Origin of the sequence: Caldicoprobacter faecalis, from assembly GCF_900115765.1 — a bacterium.
In the GTDB taxonomy this organism is placed as follows: Bacteria; Bacillota; Clostridia; order Caldicoprobacterales; family Caldicoprobacteraceae; genus Caldicoprobacter; species Caldicoprobacter oshimai.
The window spans coordinates 1-16,620 of record NZ_FOXR01000002.1; the positions used below are offsets into that span (position 1 = coordinate 1).

Annotated in this window: 15 protein-coding genes, 2 tRNA genes, 1 other RNA gene and 1 pseudogene; 2 read left to right on the forward strand and 17 right to left on the reverse strand. The window is 48.1% G+C overall.

Translation table 11 applies throughout. The features are described from left to right. Positions 1–163 precede the first annotated feature (163 nt). The 11 genes and pseudogenes from BM241_RS00915 to BM241_RS00960 all read right to left on the reverse strand — a co-directional run. Positions 164–1,255: pseudogene (locus BM241_RS00915) on the reverse strand (FGGY family carbohydrate kinase); the annotation flags it as partial. Between the two features lie 26 nt (positions 1,256–1,281). Beyond that, complete coding sequence (locus tag BM241_RS00920) at positions 1,282–1,845, reverse strand: glycerol-3-phosphate responsive antiterminator (protein WP_051456304.1); 564 nt, start codon at positions 1,843–1,845, stop codon at positions 1,282–1,284. Between the two features lie 600 nt (positions 1,846–2,445). Then, positions 2,446–2,521, reverse strand: a tRNA-Glu gene (locus BM241_RS00925). 9 nt (positions 2,522–2,530) lie between these two features. Beyond that, positions 2,531–2,604 (reverse strand) — tRNA-Gln (locus BM241_RS00930). A gap of 138 nt (positions 2,605–2,742) precedes the next feature. Then, positions 2,743–2,923: non-coding RNA, 6S RNA (gene ssrS / locus BM241_RS00935), on the reverse strand. A 216-nt stretch (positions 2,924–3,139) separates the two neighbouring features. Further along, positions 3,140–3,394: a hypothetical protein gene (locus BM241_RS00940; RefSeq protein ID WP_025746884.1), complete on the reverse strand. Its 255-nt coding sequence runs from the start codon at positions 3,392–3,394 to the stop codon at positions 3,140–3,142. Between the two features lie 9 nt (positions 3,395–3,403). Beyond that, a complete protein-coding gene (locus BM241_RS00945) occupies positions 3,404–3,604 on the reverse strand; it encodes a hypothetical protein (RefSeq protein WP_025746885.1) in 201 nt (66 codons plus the stop codon). A 71-nt stretch (positions 3,605–3,675) separates the two neighbouring features. Next, the gene (locus tag BM241_RS00950; protein ID WP_092281834.1) at positions 3,676–4,674 is read right to left on the reverse strand and encodes an acyl-CoA dehydratase activase; all 999 of its coding nucleotides are present in this window, start codon (positions 4,672–4,674) and stop codon (positions 3,676–3,678) included. After that, positions 4,643–5,047 carry a hypothetical protein gene (locus BM241_RS12725; RefSeq protein ID WP_242948215.1) on the reverse strand — a complete coding sequence of 135 codons (405 nt, stop codon included), beginning with the start codon at positions 5,045–5,047 and terminating at the stop codon, positions 4,643–4,645. The genes BM241_RS00950 and BM241_RS12725 overlap by 32 nt, the downstream gene beginning before the upstream one ends. After that, on the reverse strand, positions 5,014–5,757 hold the full coding sequence (locus BM241_RS00955; protein WP_242948216.1) for a hypothetical protein: 744 nt from the start codon (positions 5,755–5,757) through the stop codon (positions 5,014–5,016). Before BM241_RS00955 ends, BM241_RS12725 begins: the two co-directional genes overlap by 34 nt. Continuing rightward, the gene (locus BM241_RS00960; protein ID WP_025746888.1) at positions 5,711–6,709 is read right to left on the reverse strand and encodes an acyl-CoA dehydratase activase-related protein; all 999 of its coding nucleotides are present in this window, start codon (positions 6,707–6,709) and stop codon (positions 5,711–5,713) included. The genes BM241_RS00955 and BM241_RS00960 overlap by 47 nt, the downstream gene beginning before the upstream one ends. A 314-nt stretch (positions 6,710–7,023) precedes the next feature. Between BM241_RS00960 and BM241_RS00965 the strand changes: the two genes are divergently transcribed. After that, positions 7,024–7,251, forward strand: a complete 228-nt coding sequence (locus tag BM241_RS00965; protein WP_025746889.1) for an HPr family phosphocarrier protein — start codon at positions 7,024–7,026, stop codon at positions 7,249–7,251. Between the two features lie 70 nt (positions 7,252–7,321). Continuing rightward, on the forward strand, positions 7,322–7,846 hold the full coding sequence (locus BM241_RS00970; protein ID WP_025746890.1) for a DUF4364 family protein: 525 nt from the start codon (positions 7,322–7,324) through the stop codon (positions 7,844–7,846). A gap of 73 nt (positions 7,847–7,919) precedes the next feature. On the opposite strand, the gene clpB is transcribed toward BM241_RS00970, so the two are convergent. The 6 genes from clpB to BM241_RS01000 form a co-directional block, all read right to left on the reverse strand. Continuing rightward, a complete protein-coding gene (gene clpB / locus BM241_RS00975) occupies positions 7,920–10,559 on the reverse strand; it encodes an ATP-dependent chaperone ClpB (protein ID WP_092281881.1) in 2,640 nt (879 codons plus the stop codon). Continuing rightward, positions 10,559–11,512, reverse strand: coding sequence for a DnaJ C-terminal domain-containing protein (locus BM241_RS00980; protein ID WP_092281835.1), 954 nt, complete (start codon positions 11,510–11,512; stop codon positions 10,559–10,561). The genes clpB and BM241_RS00980 overlap by 1 nt, the downstream gene beginning before the upstream one ends. A gap of 257 nt (positions 11,513–11,769) precedes the next feature. After that, the gene (locus tag BM241_RS00985) at positions 11,770–13,491 is read right to left on the reverse strand and encodes an ABC-ATPase domain-containing protein (protein WP_092281836.1); all 1,722 of its coding nucleotides are present in this window, start codon (positions 13,489–13,491) and stop codon (positions 11,770–11,772) included. 7 nt (positions 13,492–13,498) lie between these two features. Then, positions 13,499–14,680 (reverse strand): tRNA uracil 4-sulfurtransferase ThiI, encoded by a 1,182-nt coding sequence (thiI, locus tag BM241_RS00990; protein WP_025746894.1) that lies wholly within the window; start codon positions 14,678–14,680, stop codon positions 13,499–13,501. A 5-nt stretch (positions 14,681–14,685) separates the two neighbouring features. Beyond that, the gene (locus BM241_RS00995) at positions 14,686–15,840 is read right to left on the reverse strand and encodes a cysteine desulfurase family protein (protein WP_092281837.1); all 1,155 of its coding nucleotides are present in this window, start codon (positions 15,838–15,840) and stop codon (positions 14,686–14,688) included. Between the two features lie 155 nt (positions 15,841–15,995). After that, entirely contained in the window at positions 15,996–16,532 is a 537-nt protein-coding gene (locus BM241_RS01000) for a DUF6106 family protein (protein WP_092281838.1), read from the reverse strand. Positions 16,533–16,620 lie beyond the last annotated feature (88 nt).

Consider the following 16,620-nt stretch of genomic DNA (forward strand, 5'->3'; position numbering starts at 1 on the left):
ATAAAACTGCTGGAGGCTCTTTTAGGTCAAGGACGGGCGCAGCCCGGCGATAGCGAATCCTTGACCTAAAAGAAGCCGGAAGCAGTAAAATTTAAAGATCAGTGGTGATAATTTAACCTGATTCTAGCCAGAGGGAATTTTACACAAAAATTTGGACTTGATCCAAAATAGCGCCCCGTGCATACATATCCCAGTAAGGTGCTCCTAACCCCACGAAGGCAGGCACCACATACACACCATTGGTGTCCTTCACTCTATTGGCATATTTTTCACTCTCAGCAACATTTTCAATCAATTTCAGCTCATCCCTGAGCCACTGTATGACCGCACCCGCGATAAAAACGCTGCCTTCCAGGGCATACTCGATCTCTCCTCCAATACCCCATGCGATGGTGGTCAGCAGGTTATTGTTTGATGCGATCCGGCTTTTACCGGTATTCATCAGTATAAAACACCCTGTTCCATAAGTATTTTTCACCATGCCTCTCTCAAAGCATGCCTGACCGAAAAGGGCCGCCTGCTGATCTCCCGCCACTCCCGTTATAGGTATTTCCCTTCCTAAAAGTTTACTGTCGATCATACCAAAAAATCCGCTGGATTCCTTGACTTCAGGAAGCATTGTAGGCGGAATATCCAGCTCTTTCAGCAACTCCTCATCCCAGCACAGCTCATCAATATTATACAGCATGGTCCTGGAAGCGTTTGTGTAATCGGTGGCAAATACCTTGCCACCCGTAAGCTTCCATATAAGCCATGTGTCCATTGTGCCGGCCAACAGATCCCCAGCCTGTGCCATCTGGTTTGCCCCATCGACGTTCTCCAATATCCAGCAGATTTTGGTGGCAGAAAAATACGCGTCTATGACCAACCCCGTCTTTTTCTTGATGATATCCTCTAAACCCCTCTGTTTTAACTCATCGCACAAAGAAGCCGTTCTCCGGCACTGCCAGACAATGGCATTATATATGGGCTTGCCGGTATGCCTATTCCATACCACAACAGTCTCCCGTTGATTTGTAATCCCTATGGCCGCAATGTCGTCTGCTTTAATACCAGTTGTATCCAGTACTTTGCGCAGCACGCTCAATTGGCATTCCCATATCTCTTCTGCATCGTGTTCCACCCATCCTGGCCTAGAATAAATTTGTCTAAATTCCCTGCCCTCTTTCCCCACAATTCTGCCGTAGCCGTCAAATACAACAGCCCGGCAGCTGGTTGTGCCCTGATCCAGGGCCACAACATACTTTTCCCCCATATCATCTTCCCTCACAATTTATAATCTTACAGCTCCCACAGCTCCGCCTTACTAGTTGATACGGCCACTGCACCGGCTCCCAGCGCCTGTATGATGTCCTGTTTACTGGTGATCATCCCTCCGGCTATAACGGGCTGGGGAATCTTGTGCTTGAGCTCAGCGATGGCTTTGGGAACAATACCCGGCATCACTTCCACAAAGTCCGGGTCATAGCTTTGAACCATCTTGATCCCGCTCTCAAAAGATCTGGAGTCCACGAGAAACAGCCGCTGAACAGTAACAAGCCCTATTTCCTTCCCGTACTTCAGCAAATTGTTCTTGGTGGATAGTATGCCATCGACTTGTATCCTGTATCGAAGATAGTCAACCGCCGCCAAATCTTTGCCCAACCCATCAATTAGATCGATGTGAACAAAAACCCTCTTCCCTCTATCTTTTAGCTCATTGACAATATCCTGAAGGGTTAGTATGCTGCCTGATAGCAGAAAAACCACGTTGACGCTTGAATGCAGTGCTTGCTGCAGCAGCTCGGTGTGAGGTAGTGCTGCTATGATAGGATTTGCCTCAAGACATTCAATAATGCTCTCCATCACCTTTTCTCCTCTTTTAAAAAATCAACAAATAACTCCTACAACCAAAATATTAATAATTTAAACAACTTATCTCTGCAATTACAAAATAGACGATTACCACGTGAAAAAACTAGCAATGTCTATTTAAAGAACTTAAAGACATATAGGCAAAACGTTGACAACTTCTGCTCGCTTGGTTACATTATATCATAAAAAAGGCCCCCTCTACAATATTGAAAGACGGGGCTAATACATGACTACCTTTTATGCCGTTTCAATACGAGCCACATCGTGTAAATTCAGCTCTTCGATTGCCATCTCGCGCAGCTTGTATTTTTAAACTTTTCCATTGGCCGTCATGAGATAGCTGTCAACAAAGCGAACGTATTTTGGACATTTTTCGGTATTAATTCACCGTTAAATCAGCCAACAGCACAAGTATACCAGCCTATTTCCAAGCATACCAGCCTATTTTGTAAACCACCAACAACCTATAAATGCAATAGCCTCATAAGAAATTTGGCAATCCAAAAGAAGAGGAACCTTCTTGCGAATTTTATAATAAAAAATAGGCTGTACAGCCGTTACGGCTCTACAGCCTATTTCCACTAATCAAACTGGTAGCCCCTAGGGGAATCGAACCCCTGTTTCCGCCGTGAGAGGGCGGCGTCCTAGGCCACTAGACGAAGGAGCCCCATAAAAATGGCTGCGGAACTAGGATTCGAACCTAGACCTTATGATCCAGAGTCACACGTGCTACCGTTACACCATTCCGCAGCGTTGTAGCTGTTCATCAACTTGCGGGATAAATTATACCACATTCCAAGAGAATGTCAAGAGGAGATTTTAAATTTCTTTGCTTTCCAGCAACAGTTTAATTTCAAATACATAAGCCCTCAAAGATTGAGGGCCTATACCCATCCCACGATGCCGTCTCTCTACGATTTTACAACCCGCTTCTCAGCAGGTGGGTGTCCTGTTGACTGCCTCTGTCTTCCATTCGACGATGGCCTGACATCGGTCAGCCAAACTCCGGACTCCCATATTATCTCCGTGGGTTAAAACCGGTAGAGATTCTCGCGCACCCCAGGATGAGTATTCATAATCCAGTCGCAGTTATATAGTAATACAAATTTCGCGTATTTTCAATACACAATATTACCCAAATAACATAAAAAACTTTTGATTAAATCCAGTACAACGAATGAAATCTCTATATTGCTGGCTTTTTCTCATTCTAAAAGATAAAATGGCACTTTTTTCTACAGGTTTTGTATCTTAATTACACTATTTTTAACACACTACCATCCATTTAAAAAAATCGTGGATGAACGGGCTTATGCTTCCAAACATTGCACCTTTCACAATAATATAAATGTACGCACAGGTGATCGCCCATTATTATGTTGCTATTCATATCATAAGCGAAGCTTTCCCTGTCGACATAAGGGCTGTAAGGGCCCTTATAATCCTCCATCTTTCCCTGTTCGATCATGGGCCCTCCACACCTGTCGCACAGCTCGTATACAATTATCAACCCGTTGCATAAAGGGCAAACCAGGTCCATATCTCTCCCTCAGGTCTGGTCAATGCCGGTCAATACTTCATCGAATATCACACATCTACCGTTGTTCCAATGTATGCACCCTTCACAGCTTACGATTTGTTCCTGCGCATTGATGTTGTCACTCAACGCCACCATGCGAGATCGATATTCAGGACATACCGAAGCCACATACCTCTTCTGCTCCATGCTGGGCGATTCCCGGTTTTCCATGATCTCACGTCCTCCCTTGCTTAACCTTATCCATAACTTATTATCCCTCCTCTCAAGGGGAATATTCAATTTTATACGACTTCAGACCTTTTCTCTGCTGGCTGGTTGGCCCTTGACCACTTGCCGCATCGGCCGCCCCATCTAGCTGCTACACTGTCTCCGGCCATAAGCTCCACTATTTCGCAATAATTGGTGCATCCATTGCACTCAAAGCTTCTGGAGGTAAATTCTTTTCTCAGTATCTCCTCAAAGCCTCTAAATTTCGTCTTATACCCTTTGCTTACGTAGTCTTTGGCAAGTATAGCGGCTCCCAGCGCACCCATGACGTCGTAGTGCTCTGGAACTGTTATCTCGTACCCCAGAGCCTCTTCAAACGCCTTTCGTATCCCAACGTTTGCCGCAACGCCCCCCTGAAATACCACTCTAGGAAGGATTTCCTTACCCTTGCCCACGTTGTTCAAATAGTTCCTGACCAGAGCCTCGCACAGCCCTCTTATGATATCCTCGCAACTACAGCCCATCTGCTGCTTGTGTATCATATCAGACTCGGCAAATACCGCACACCGCCCAGCAATCCTGACCGGCGACTTGGACTTAAGCGCCAGCTCTCCGAATTTTTCAATCGGTATATTTAAGCGGGCTGCCTGCCGGTCGAGGAACGAACCGGTACCGGCTGCGCATACCGTATTCATGGCAAAATCCGAAACCACTCCATCCCTGAGTATTATTATCTTTGAGTCCTGGCCTCCTATCTCCAGAATGGTTCTGGCATCGGGCACAAACGTCAAGGCAGCAATGCCGTGGGCGGTTATTTCGTTCTTTACCACGTCTGCGCCAACCACCACCGCCGCCAGCTCTCTGCCGCTGCCGGTGGTGCCAACGCCCCTTATCTCAACATCCGCGGGAAGCATTGAAGCCATATCGGCCATCGCTTTCTTCAAAATCTGTATGGGCTTTCCTTCAGTGCGCACATATATCTTGCCCAGCACGTTGTTTTCTTGGTCTATGGCAACGACGTTGATGCTGACCGACCCAACATCAACCCCTAAGAAGACTTTCTTTGTATTCATCGGCCTTGCTCCTCCTTCTTTGTTCCAGTAGATCCACAAAAGCCTCCAGCCGGGTAAAATAGCCGGCCTCACCCGTCATCTCATCCACCACAAGGGTCATTATAGGCGTACCGTAATCCTGGTAAACCCTGGGTAGTATGCTTTCTGCCACAATTTCTGGCATACAGCCAAAAGGCATGATTTGGATTATCCCGTCCAGGCCACATTCAGAGTAGTATATGCTGTTGGCTATGGTCTGCCAGGCATGTCCCCCAACGCATAAATTCAAGTAAGGTGCCGCCTTTTTCAATATCCTTTTGTAGCTCATCCTGTATTTGACATCTAGAGAAAGGTGAACTTTCACCCATTCATGAAGCGTGATACTCCTGTACACTTCCACCCCCAGATAACCAAGCTTTTTTCAATGTTGAGGTTAACGTACGGCTCTATAAGGGTGTATATCTCGCCAACCAGGCCTATTTTTAGAGGCGACACCCCGGGTTTTTCCTCTACCTGGCTCAATATCCCCTTATATTTTCTAATGGTTTCCAGTATTTCGTGGCTGCCATGCTTGCCTACCACTTCCCGTTCAAAACGGTACAGCCTGCTGTCGGTATCTCCCTTATTGACTTCCCTGGCCCTCTTCTTCAAGGCTATATCCAGCATCTCATCAGCCTCTTTCACAATGGTCGACGCCCTCTTGAATGCCTGCGCTATGTTTACCCAGGAGTTTTTGCCGGCAAGCTTTCTAATCCTCTCTATAAATACCCTGTAGTCGGCATCGGGCGGGTCAAATATAATCATATCCACGTCATAACCCAAGTCTTTTAGGATTTCCTTCTGCACCACTCCATAATAGCCGAACCTGCAGGGGCCACAGCTCCCGGCTATTATTATGGTATCAGCTCCCTTTTCTATACTTTCTATATAATTCCCTATGTTGATCTTCAAGGGCAAGCACGCCATCTCGGGCGAAAGCTTGGTACCGATCTCCAGCGTCCTCTCAGTGATGGACGGCGGTATTACAACCTCTACCCCCAGGTCGTCAAGCAGTCCCTTAATGGCCAAATACACTTGCCCCATGTGCGGAAATGTAACCTTCACGGCCATCCCTCCATTCGATCATGTCTATAAACGCCTCCAGGCGCGTATTAAACCCTGCCTGTCCGCTGTGCTCATCAACGGTAATCAAAGCGCTGGGAATCTGGTACAACCTGTGGTTATACCTTTGAAGCAGCTCCACAATGAAAGCATCGATGCCACAGCCAAAGCTGGATAAAAATATGATCCCGTCCACCTTTCTGCCCTTCAGCATGGTAAGCCCGCTGCCTAGCAGCTTTTTGCCGTAGCTCCAAAAAAGCTTCTTAGGCAGCTCTGCGCATGCCATCTCAATCTGTGGCTGCGCAATGTTCTCGGGCACCAGGACGGCATACCCCCTGGCCCTGAGCTTGGAGATAAGCCCCATGCTGATGAACTCATCGTACAGCAGATAGGGGTGTCCTATAAGGCCTATTATCCCTTTGCCTTCTCCTTCTCCAATGCGTTTACGCCCATTCAGCATATCAAGGGGCGTTTGGCCCTCCTTCAAAAGTAAATCGTAAGCCTGCTGGCTTGCTGTGGCTTTTTGCAAAGCCTTAACTGCCTGAGAAGGCTTGGCTCCAATCCTCGTACCCAGCTCAACATAAGCCCTATGCACATCCTTGAGATTGCGGTGAGCGTTATAATTCAGCACTATCAAATCGGGCAACCCTTTTATTGAGCTTTTTATCATCTCGGGCAAACCTATAAACTTTGGGCATATATATTCTTCTGGACATATGCTGACCAGTCTAGGAATGAATATTGCATCGACCTTTCCTATAAGGTTGACGACGTGGCCATGGAACAGCTTGATCGGCAGGCAGGCATCATCAACGCAGCTCATTACCCCGCTGTCCAGCACCGCCTTTGAAGTTACTGATGACGTAACCACCTGGTGCCCTAGCTCTTCAAAAAAGCTGTGCCACAAGGGATAGTAGTTGTAGTACAGCAATGCTCTGGGGATCCCGATTCTCAAATGCTCGTCCTCTCCTTTCTTAGCTCGAAAAATTCACAGTCCATCATATCTATATATTATTGACCAATACTTTGTATCTTATAATAGGTGCATAGCCAACTTGAAGCTCACAATCTTTACTTAACACATAAAAGGTATCGCCTTAAAACAAGCTTCGTCTGACATAATAAAAGCCTTGCCAAACAAGATAAAAGGGCAAAAGTGGAGATTGAACATTCATTGAATAACTGTAAAATTTATGAAAACCGACTATTGCTTTAACAATAAAAATGTTATATACTAGAACTAGAATATAATAAAGGGGGATGATTACTGTGAAAACCGTAAATATAAAGTTAACCACGGCTGAGAGCGTAAAGAAATTCGTCAACATAGTCAGCAAATACCCTTACGAGATAGACATTCGCTCGGGGCGCTATGTGGTTGATGCAAAGTCGATCCTTGGCATTTTCAGCTTGGATCTCAGCAAACCCGTGACGGTGGAGATATACTCGGATGACTGTGATGACTTCCTGGAAGAGATAAAGGAATACATAATTTAAAAGAACACCTCCAAGGTGTTCTTTTTGTCAATGCTGTGGATCATGCATATTGTTCGTTTGAGGTGAAGAAATGCCGGACCAAGCTGCCCACCTGGCTGAAAACAAATTATCAATACTGTATTACCTTCGTTCCCTGGACATACCGCTCACCAACAGCCAGATCACCCAATTTTTTCTGGAAAACAACGTGATGAACTATTTCGACCTGCAACAGCTGTTGGGCGAGCTGGTATCGTCTCAACACATAAGCTGCTTGGATACCGGCCACAAGAGCTTTTACAGCCTTACCCCCATGGGGCTCAAGACCCTAAACTTTTTTAAAAACCGCATTCCGGAGTGGCTTCGCGAGGCAATAGATATATATGCCAGACAAAATCGGAATCGGTTCAAGAGAGAAAACCAAATAGTAGCCGAGTACAAGAGGGTCTCCCCCGATGAATATGAGGTGACCTGCAAGGTGATGGAAAACGATATCACCCTCATCGAACTAAAATTGAGCGTAACCGACAGCAAGCAGGCCAGAATCATCTGCAATAACTGGGACACCAAAGCCCCCGAGATATACAGATTCATCATGCAGAACTTGAGCGTTTGATAATAAAAGCTCAAACAAAGATCCCCATGACATGGTATCATACAGTCATCCATGGCATGGGGATTTTTTATGGTCAACCCGTCAACAAAGCACTTGCCTTATTTTCTAAAGCCTCTGCTCGGTCTTCCATTCTAAATACCAACTCCCCATTCTCAGCATCTATCATTACGGTGCAGCCGCTATGCAGCTCTCCGGCAACTATTTTCCACCCCAGCTCGGTCTCTATGGTGTGTTCCATAAAGCGCTTTATTGGACGGGCTCCATACACCGGATCAAAGCTTCGCTCGGCAATGAGCTCTTTGGCAGCCTGACTCAGCCTAAGCTCTATTCCCCTTTCTCTTACCCTCTCTTTGATTTCATTAAACCTTAAATCCACAATCCTGCTGACCTCTTCTTTTCTCAAAGGTTTAAACATTACAATCTCATCGATGCGATTTAAAAACTCGGGACGGAAGTATCTCTTCAGTTCAGACATTACCAGGCTTCTGGTATTTTCGTCGATATCGCCCCTGTCTTTTAGGCGTTCCATCAAAATGGGTCCCCCGATGTTGGAGGTCATGATGATTACGGTATTCTTAAAGTCTACGGTATGCCCCTGGCTGTCGGTCAGCCGTCCATCATCCAGCAACTGCAGCAAAATGTTGAACACGTCGGGATGGGCCTTTTCAATCTCATCAAACAGCACAACCGAGTAAGGCTTACGCCGCACCGCTTCGGTCAGCTGTCCGCCTTCTTCATATCCCACATAGCCCGGCGGCGCGCCGATCAGCCTGGACACCGAAAATTTTTCCATGTACTCGGACATATCGATCCGGACCATGTTGTCTTCGGTGTCAAACAGCACGCTGGCCAAAGTCTTGGCCACCTCGGTCTTGCCAACGCCTGTGGGCCCCAAGAACAGAAACGAGCCTATGGGGCGCTTTGGGTCCTTAAGGCCCGCCCTGGCGCGTATCACCGCATTGACCACCGCCTTTATGGCTTCATCCTGCCCAATGACCCTCTCGTGCATTATATCCTCCAGGCGCAAAAGCTTTTCCCTCTCGCTTTCCATAAGCCGCGCAACGGGTATTCCCGTCCATCGTGAAACCACCTGTGCAATCTCCTCTTCGGTTACCTCCTCTTTGAGCAATCGCTTGTCATAGTCTAGAGACTCCAGCTTCATCCTCTGCTCTTCCAGCTCCTTCTCCAGCCTGGGCAGGACACCGTACTGCAGCTCAGCCATCTTGTTGAGGTCATACTGCCGTTCGGCCTGCGCTATCTGCGCTTTGGTGTCCTCGATCTCCTGCTTTATCTCTTTAATCTTGCGGATTATATCCTTCTCCATTTCCCACTGGGCCATCATGGCATTTGACTTCTCCTTAAGCTCGCTTATTTGCCTCATTATGCTTTCAAGGCGCTGTTTTGACGCTTCATCGGCCTCTTTTTTCAAGGCCTCTTTTTCGATCTCGAGCTGCATGATCTTCCTGGTTATGACGTCCAGCTCAGCGGGCATGCTGTCAATCTCGGTACGCAGCATAGCGGCCGCCTCATCCACCAGGTCAATGGCCTTATCGGGCAGAAAACGTTCGGTGATGTAACGATGAGATAGCACCGCGGCGGCAATCAAAGCATTGTCCTTTATCCTGACCCCGTGATGGATCTCGAACCTCTCCTTCAGCCCGCGCAAAATGGATATGGTATCCTCCACGCTGGGCTGCTCGATGAGCACTGGCTGAAACCTTCGCTCAAGCGCAGCATCCTTTTCGATGTACTTCCTGTACTCATCTATGGTGGTGGCACCGATGCAGTGGAGCTCGCCTCGAGCCAGCTTGGGTTTGAGCAGGTTACCGGCATCCATTGCCCCCTCTGCCTTTCCGGCACCCACTATGTTGTGGATCTCGTCAATGAAGAGTATTATCTCGCCGTTGGAATCCTCTATTTCCTTGAGCACCGCTTTAAGCCTTTCCTCAAACTCTCCGCGATATTTCGCTCCCGCAATCAACGCACCCATATCAAGGGCAAATATCTTTTTATTCTTAAGCGATTCAGGCACATCTCCTTTGAGTATGCGCTGGGCAAGGCCCTCTACCACAGCGGTCTTACCCACACCGGGCTTGCCAATCAGCACCGGGTTGTTCTTTGTCCTGCGGCTCAATATGCGGATTACCCTGCGTATCTCCTCATCCCGGCCTATGACCGGGTCCAGCTTGTTTTTGCGGGCCTCTTCCACCAGCTCGCGGCCAAAGCGCTTTAAAGCCTCGTAGGTCTCCTCAGGATTTTGGCTGGTTATCCTCTGGCTTTTTCTGATCTCCGCCAGCTTCTTGAGAAACTTTTCCCGGCTAATACCGTAACGGCTGATTATCCTTTTGGTGGAATAGCTGGTATCATCCAGTATGGCAAGGTACAGGTGCTCAACGCTTATATACTCATCCTTGAATTCCTTTGCCTGTTTCTCGGCTTTTATTAAAACTTGATTGAACTGAACGCTGACATAGGGCTGAACGTTGCCTATGACCTTGGGACGCCTTTCAACCTCGTCCCTCAAATCACGTATATAGGCATCTACGTCCACATCCATGCCTTTCAATATCCTGGGGATAAGGCCGTCTTCCTGTGCCACCAGCGCCAAATGAAGATGTACCGTATCCAGTTCCTGTTGCCCGTTGTCTATCACCAGCTTCTGCGCTTCCATTAACGCTTCCTGGGCTCGCTGAGTGAACCTTTCAAAGTTAATCATTCCTCATCCCCCCTTGGATTCCACGGGGAAATCTCCTTTAGCTTCTGATATAGCTCCTTCTCCTTCTGTGTTATATGCTCAGGTATTACAATCTTTACCCTGACGTACAGGTCTCCCCTGTTACCCTTTCTGTCCTTGTAACCCATACCCGAGATCCTCAATTTTTTACCGGTTGAAGTGCCGGCAGGAATTTTTACCGAAAATTTTTGCCCGCTAAGGGATTTTACAGTAACCGTTGTGCCCAGCACAGCCTCCCACGGAAGTATGGGCACATCCTTTATCAGGTCCAGGCCCTGCAGCTCATAACCCTCGCCTGGATTGATACGTACGGTGACGAGGAGGTCACCCCCGTCTATGCCCTGTCCCCTTAGCCTTATCTTGTCACCATCCAGAACGCCGGCCGGTATCTTCATCCTTATCCTCTTTATTGAACCGTCTCGGCCACGGACCGATAATATCCTATCGCCGCCATTGAAGGCCTGCTCCAGATCCACCTCTACCTCAGTTTCTACGTCCTGTCCCTTCTGAGCTGTAGCCGTATTATAAAAACGCCCCGAAAAGCTAAACGGGTCGCCCCGCCTGGCAAACCCTTCTAAAATGCTGTCCAGGTCCAATCCATTCTCGCCGAAGAACATCTCGAAGAAATCGGAAAACCCGCTACCTCCCGTGGTAGACGTCCGCTTTTGCCATCCGAAGTCGGATGGGTCAAAGTTCATGCCGTTTTGGAAGTCGTAATATTGGCCAAATGTATCATATTTCTTGCGCTTTTCCTCGTCACCCAGCACCTGGTAGGCTTCGTTTATTTCTTTGAATTTCTGCTCGGCCTCTTTATCCCCGGGATTGGCATCGGGGTGGTACTTCTTAGCCAAACGGCGATAGGCCCTTTTTATCTCCTCCTGCGTAGCATCCCTCGATACACCCAGTATCTTGTAGTAGTCCTTGTATTCCATAGTGGATATTCCTCCCTGGACACATCAAGCCGGATTTTATCTTTGACTTTCTTTGACTTTATTGTAGCACTAAATCCATTTTTATACAATACCCTTTTGAGAATTTTTAATGTTACGATTTATCGCATATTAACTTCCATAAAAATGCCCTTGTGGGTAGCATTTGTCTTTGGCTGGGAATGCGGCATTCCCAGCCATTTATCAATGATAAATCAGTCTGCTCTCATACGCCTCCAGCAAATCATGTTTTCCTTCCCTTATTTTGTCCCCTCCTGCTTCACCTTCAGTATCCTCAACCTGTTTATGGCAGCGCCTATTTCCTGAGGACGGGGTTGCGCGTAGTCTCCCGGATGAAGCCCTTCAAAAGGCGATATGACATCCAGCCCCTTTTCCTCTATGTCCCTGTACACTCTTTGGATTATCTCCCTCAAAGTAGTCTTACCGTCCATATAATTCTCCATCGCATAGCGGATTATGTCACCAATGGCCCTGGTCTGATTTATATCCACCAGCTGCTCAACGTCATCCAGGACCAAATTGGTATGTCCATATTGTATGTTGTCCAGTCCACGGGATTTTATTTTCTCGCGGCCTTTGAGCGAAAGGCTATGCGGAATGGGTATCCTGTGAGTGACTCGAATGGGCTGCCCGCCACCCTCTTTTTTCCTATCAGTCCTATACTCTTGCGCAATCTCCTTGGCTTTTGCAGTGACGTCCTTGGGGACATACTGCTCCATCATTATGACCCGATGCGCCACATCAAAATAATCTCCCGAGCCGCCTACTACGATAATGGTGGATACGCCCAACTGCTCATACAGGTCCTCCACCCTGTCGATAAAAGGCGTAATGGGTTCTGAATCCTTGTGAACCAGCTTCTGCATGCGCGCATCCCTGATCATAAAGTTGGTAGCGCTGGTATCCTCGTCGATCAAAAGCAGTGAAGTCCCAATCTCCAGGGCCTCCATGATATTGGCCGCCTGGGATGTGCTACCGCTGGCATTCTCGGTTGAAAAAGACCTGGTAGACTCGCCGTTGGGGAGATTGTTGATAAACGGGCTTATGTCCACCTTTTCCACCCTTCTGCCATCCTCTGCCCTGATCTTGACGGCATCTTCGACGGTGACCACCAGCTCCCTTCCGTCGCCGGGTATGTGGTCATACACGCCGCGTTCAATGGCACGGAGCAGCGTGGATTTCCCGTGATAGCCGCCACCCACTATGAGCGTTATACCTTTAGGGATTCCCATTCCCCATACCTTACCCGCATGGGGAAGCTCCACCATGACCTCCAGTTCTGGAGGCGACTTGAAAGGCACAGCCCCGCTTTCCATCGGCCGGTCGTCTACTCCGCTGCGCCGTGGAAGGATGGAACCGTTGGCGATAAAGGCCACCAAACCCATCTCCTTTATCTTGTTGCGCAGCACCCACTGGTCCTCTGCCAGGTTGACATGCCTCAACAATGCCGCGTTGTCCAAATTCTTATACACAAGGGATTGCTCCACCAATCGAGGCAGCTCGCCAAAAAACATTTCCATTGCCTGCCCTGCCAGCACGGTCCTGCCGCGGGCAGGAAGCCCCATGGTCAGCCGCGCTTCAACGCTTGAATCGGCGACCAGCACAGAAGTGCGGTTTAAAATCTCCTGTCCCACCGAGATGACCGAAATCTGCCCGCTCTTTCCGGTTCCCCTGTTGCCCTTCACAATTCTGGCAATGTTTTTGGAGATCTGGCGGGTCAGGAAATCCTCGAGGCCTTTCTTCCTGGGCTTTGATGAATACAGCTCTTGTGGAAAACCTGCCACCTTTTGAGGCACTACCACCCTGATCCTGGAAGGCGAAGCAAAGGGATCCCCCTGAACGTGGTCAATACGTAAGATAAAATTGCCAAAATCATAAGACCCCTGTATGTCTTTATAGGCCTTGTAGCCCCTGCCATCAATCCTGCGCAGTATGTTCTCAAGCTGCGTACGGTTTTGCACTCCTCCATCACCCCTTTATGTTTAGCACTTCTATGTTTGCTACCGCTTCTTCGATGAGCTTCTCGCCCTCAACCAGCTTTTCAGCTTCCCTCACCTTTTCCAGCTTTGGCCTGGTGACGGGATGTTTTGGCACAAATATAGTACAGCAGTCCTCGTAAGGAAGAATGGAGGTCTCGTATGTCCCTATCCTCCTGGCAAGGTCCATTATCTCTATCTTATCCATCCCTATAAGCGGCCTGAATACCGGCATCGAAACCGCATCATTGGTGGCACACAAGCTCTCTATCGTTTGACTGGCAACCTGCCCGAGGCTTTCCCCTGTGACCAAGGCCTTTGCATCCTCCTTATGCGCCACCACCTCAGCTATTCTCATCATAAAACGCCTCATGAGTATTGTAAGCATGTTATGAGGGCACTTTTGATACAATTCCTGTTGTATCTTGGTAAAAGGCACCACATGCAGCTTTATTTCACCGCAGTACTGGCTCAGGATCCTGCACAGGTCAATCACTTTCTCCTTTGAGCGCTCGCTGGTATATGGGAAGCTGTGGTAATGGACGGCGGTGACCTCAACCCCGCGTTTTGCTATCATCCACCCCGCCACTGGACTGTCAATACCTCCCGAAAGCAGCAGCACGGCCTTCCCATTAGTGCCAACCGGCATCCCGCCTGCGCCGGGGATTATTTGGCAGTACACATAAGCCCATTCCCTGACCTCAACGTTAACCGTCATCATGGGATTGTGGACATCCACCTTCAAGTTGGGAATGCGCCTTAAAAGATAACCACCCACTTTACGGCTCAGCTCCATAGAATTCAAATAAAAGCTCTTATCAGATCTGCGGGATTCTACTTTGAAGGTAAACGTTTCCTTTTGACTGGCAGCCTGAGCCTCCATGGCCTCTCTCAATAACACCTCGGCCGCCTTCTGTATAGCTACCACATCCTTTTCGACCTTCAGCGCGGGGCTGAAAGAAATTATCCCAAAGACCTTGGCTATGCTGTCGAAGACCCTTGGGTCATCCCCGATGTTTTCCACGTAATACCTTCCTTCCGCTTTCCTTACGGTTACGCCCTCATAGGGTTCCAAAGCCTTTACTATATTGTTATACAGCGCCCTTTCAAAATAGGGGCGATTCAGGCCCTTTAAGTGTATCTCCCCGTAACGCAATAAAGCCACTCTCTCCAATCTATCTACCTCCTTACAAACCCCTCCAGTTCCTTTACGCACTGCTCTATAATTCGAGCAGCCTGGCGCATTTCATCCTCGGTATTCAAGTACGACAGGCTGAGCCTTATAGCCCCCTGGGCCACATCCTTTTTTGCGCCGATAGCCTCAAGCACATGGCTCATATGGCCTCTTCTCGACGAGCAGGCCGAACCGGTGCCAACATACACCCCTTTTTCTTCCAGGGCATGGAGCATGACTTCCCCTCTTATGCCTGGAAAGCTCACGCTCAAAATGTGCGGTGCTCCCTTCTCAGGTGGAGGCCCGTTGATAACCGCCCAAGGCACCTTTTCGGTCAGCTCGGCAACCAAAATGCCCTTCAGCCTGTACAGGTAATCCCTGTCAACTTCCTCAAGCCAGCGTACCGCCTCACCAAAACCGACGATGCCGGGCATGTTTTCGGTACCGCTTCTGACGCCCCTTTCCTGACCGCCACCCCACTGAAGAGGGTGTATCTTCACCCCTTTTCTCATATACAGAGCACCTATACCCTTGGGGGCATGAATCTTGTGGCCACTTATGGAAAGCAGGTCGATGCCCCACTGAACTGGCTTTATATCCAGCTTGCCAAACGATTGAACGGCATCCACATGAAAAACAGGGGAATTCCCCTGAGCCTTCAATAGCCTGCCGATCTCCTGAATTGGCTGTATCGAGCCGATTTCGTTGTTTACATGCATTATGCTCACCAGTACGGTATCAGGACGTATTGCCCGTCTCACGTCATCGGGTGAGACTACTCCATCCCTGTTTACAGGGAGATAGGTTACCTCCCACCCTTCTTTCTCGAGGTATTTAAATGTATTCAAAACCGAGGGGTGCTCGATCTGGGTGGTAATGCAATGCCTTCCTTCGCGCTTTCTGGCCAGTGCCGTCCCTATAATAGCTAAATTGTTTGCTTCAGTCCCGCCCGAGGTAAAAAAAACGCCTTCGGCATCCACCCCCAGTGCCAAAGCAATCCTTTCTCTGGCCTCCTTAAGCTTTTTCTCTGCCCGCAAACCCATCCTGTGCAATGAGGATGGATTACCAAAGTCATGGAGCATGCACTCCATCACCGCTTCGGCCACACCAGGATGAACAGGGGTAGTAGCCGCATTGTCCAAATAAATCTCATGCCCCATAGCGCAATGCCTCCTTATACCTTGCCTCAATCAACCATTATTTTACCCCTTCCTCTAAATTACTACAAGTGAATCCACACAGTATTTTAATTTACACCAAAATTAAAATTCCTGTTAAAATAAAAATCCCCTCTTGACAAGGGGATCATATGATGTTATCTGGTTTTGACATTTCGGGGATTGAATATCTTGAAAAGCTCCACCAGCTTGTCGCTGGGTTCGAACACCAGCATCGATTTTACGCCATCCTGGGTGAAAATGCCGTAGTAAAGCCCTGGACCGCGGTTGAGGAAATAGTTGTACCTGTTTTGAATCCCCTTGTGGTGAAGCATGCGCTTAAACCCCTCATCGCTTATGGGTGCAATCACCTCAAATTCCCTCACATCCACCGACAGCAGCTTTTTCCTTTTGCTGTTGTTGATGATTTTGGCTATATCGAGAATGCCGTTTGTAAAGGTATAATCGTACTCAATCCGCTGGTTGTTCTTAAGGACAAAACACCCGTATGCCAGCGCTCCGCACACTAAAGTGAAGGCTATTGCCGGTATATTGATGATGCCGTTCATAATGGTCATGAGCCCCTGTATGGCTAAAATTGCGAATATAACCATACCAATATAGCATATAACATAGATTATTGAATTTAAACCGTCGTTGACCTTGGTCACCGATTCCTCATGAAAGTAATCCATTGAAGGCCTATCCCCCTTTGCAAATTATCTTTATATCGCTTTTTAAATAATTGTAGCATGATTTCGGCTATATTAAAACCCCCTAATG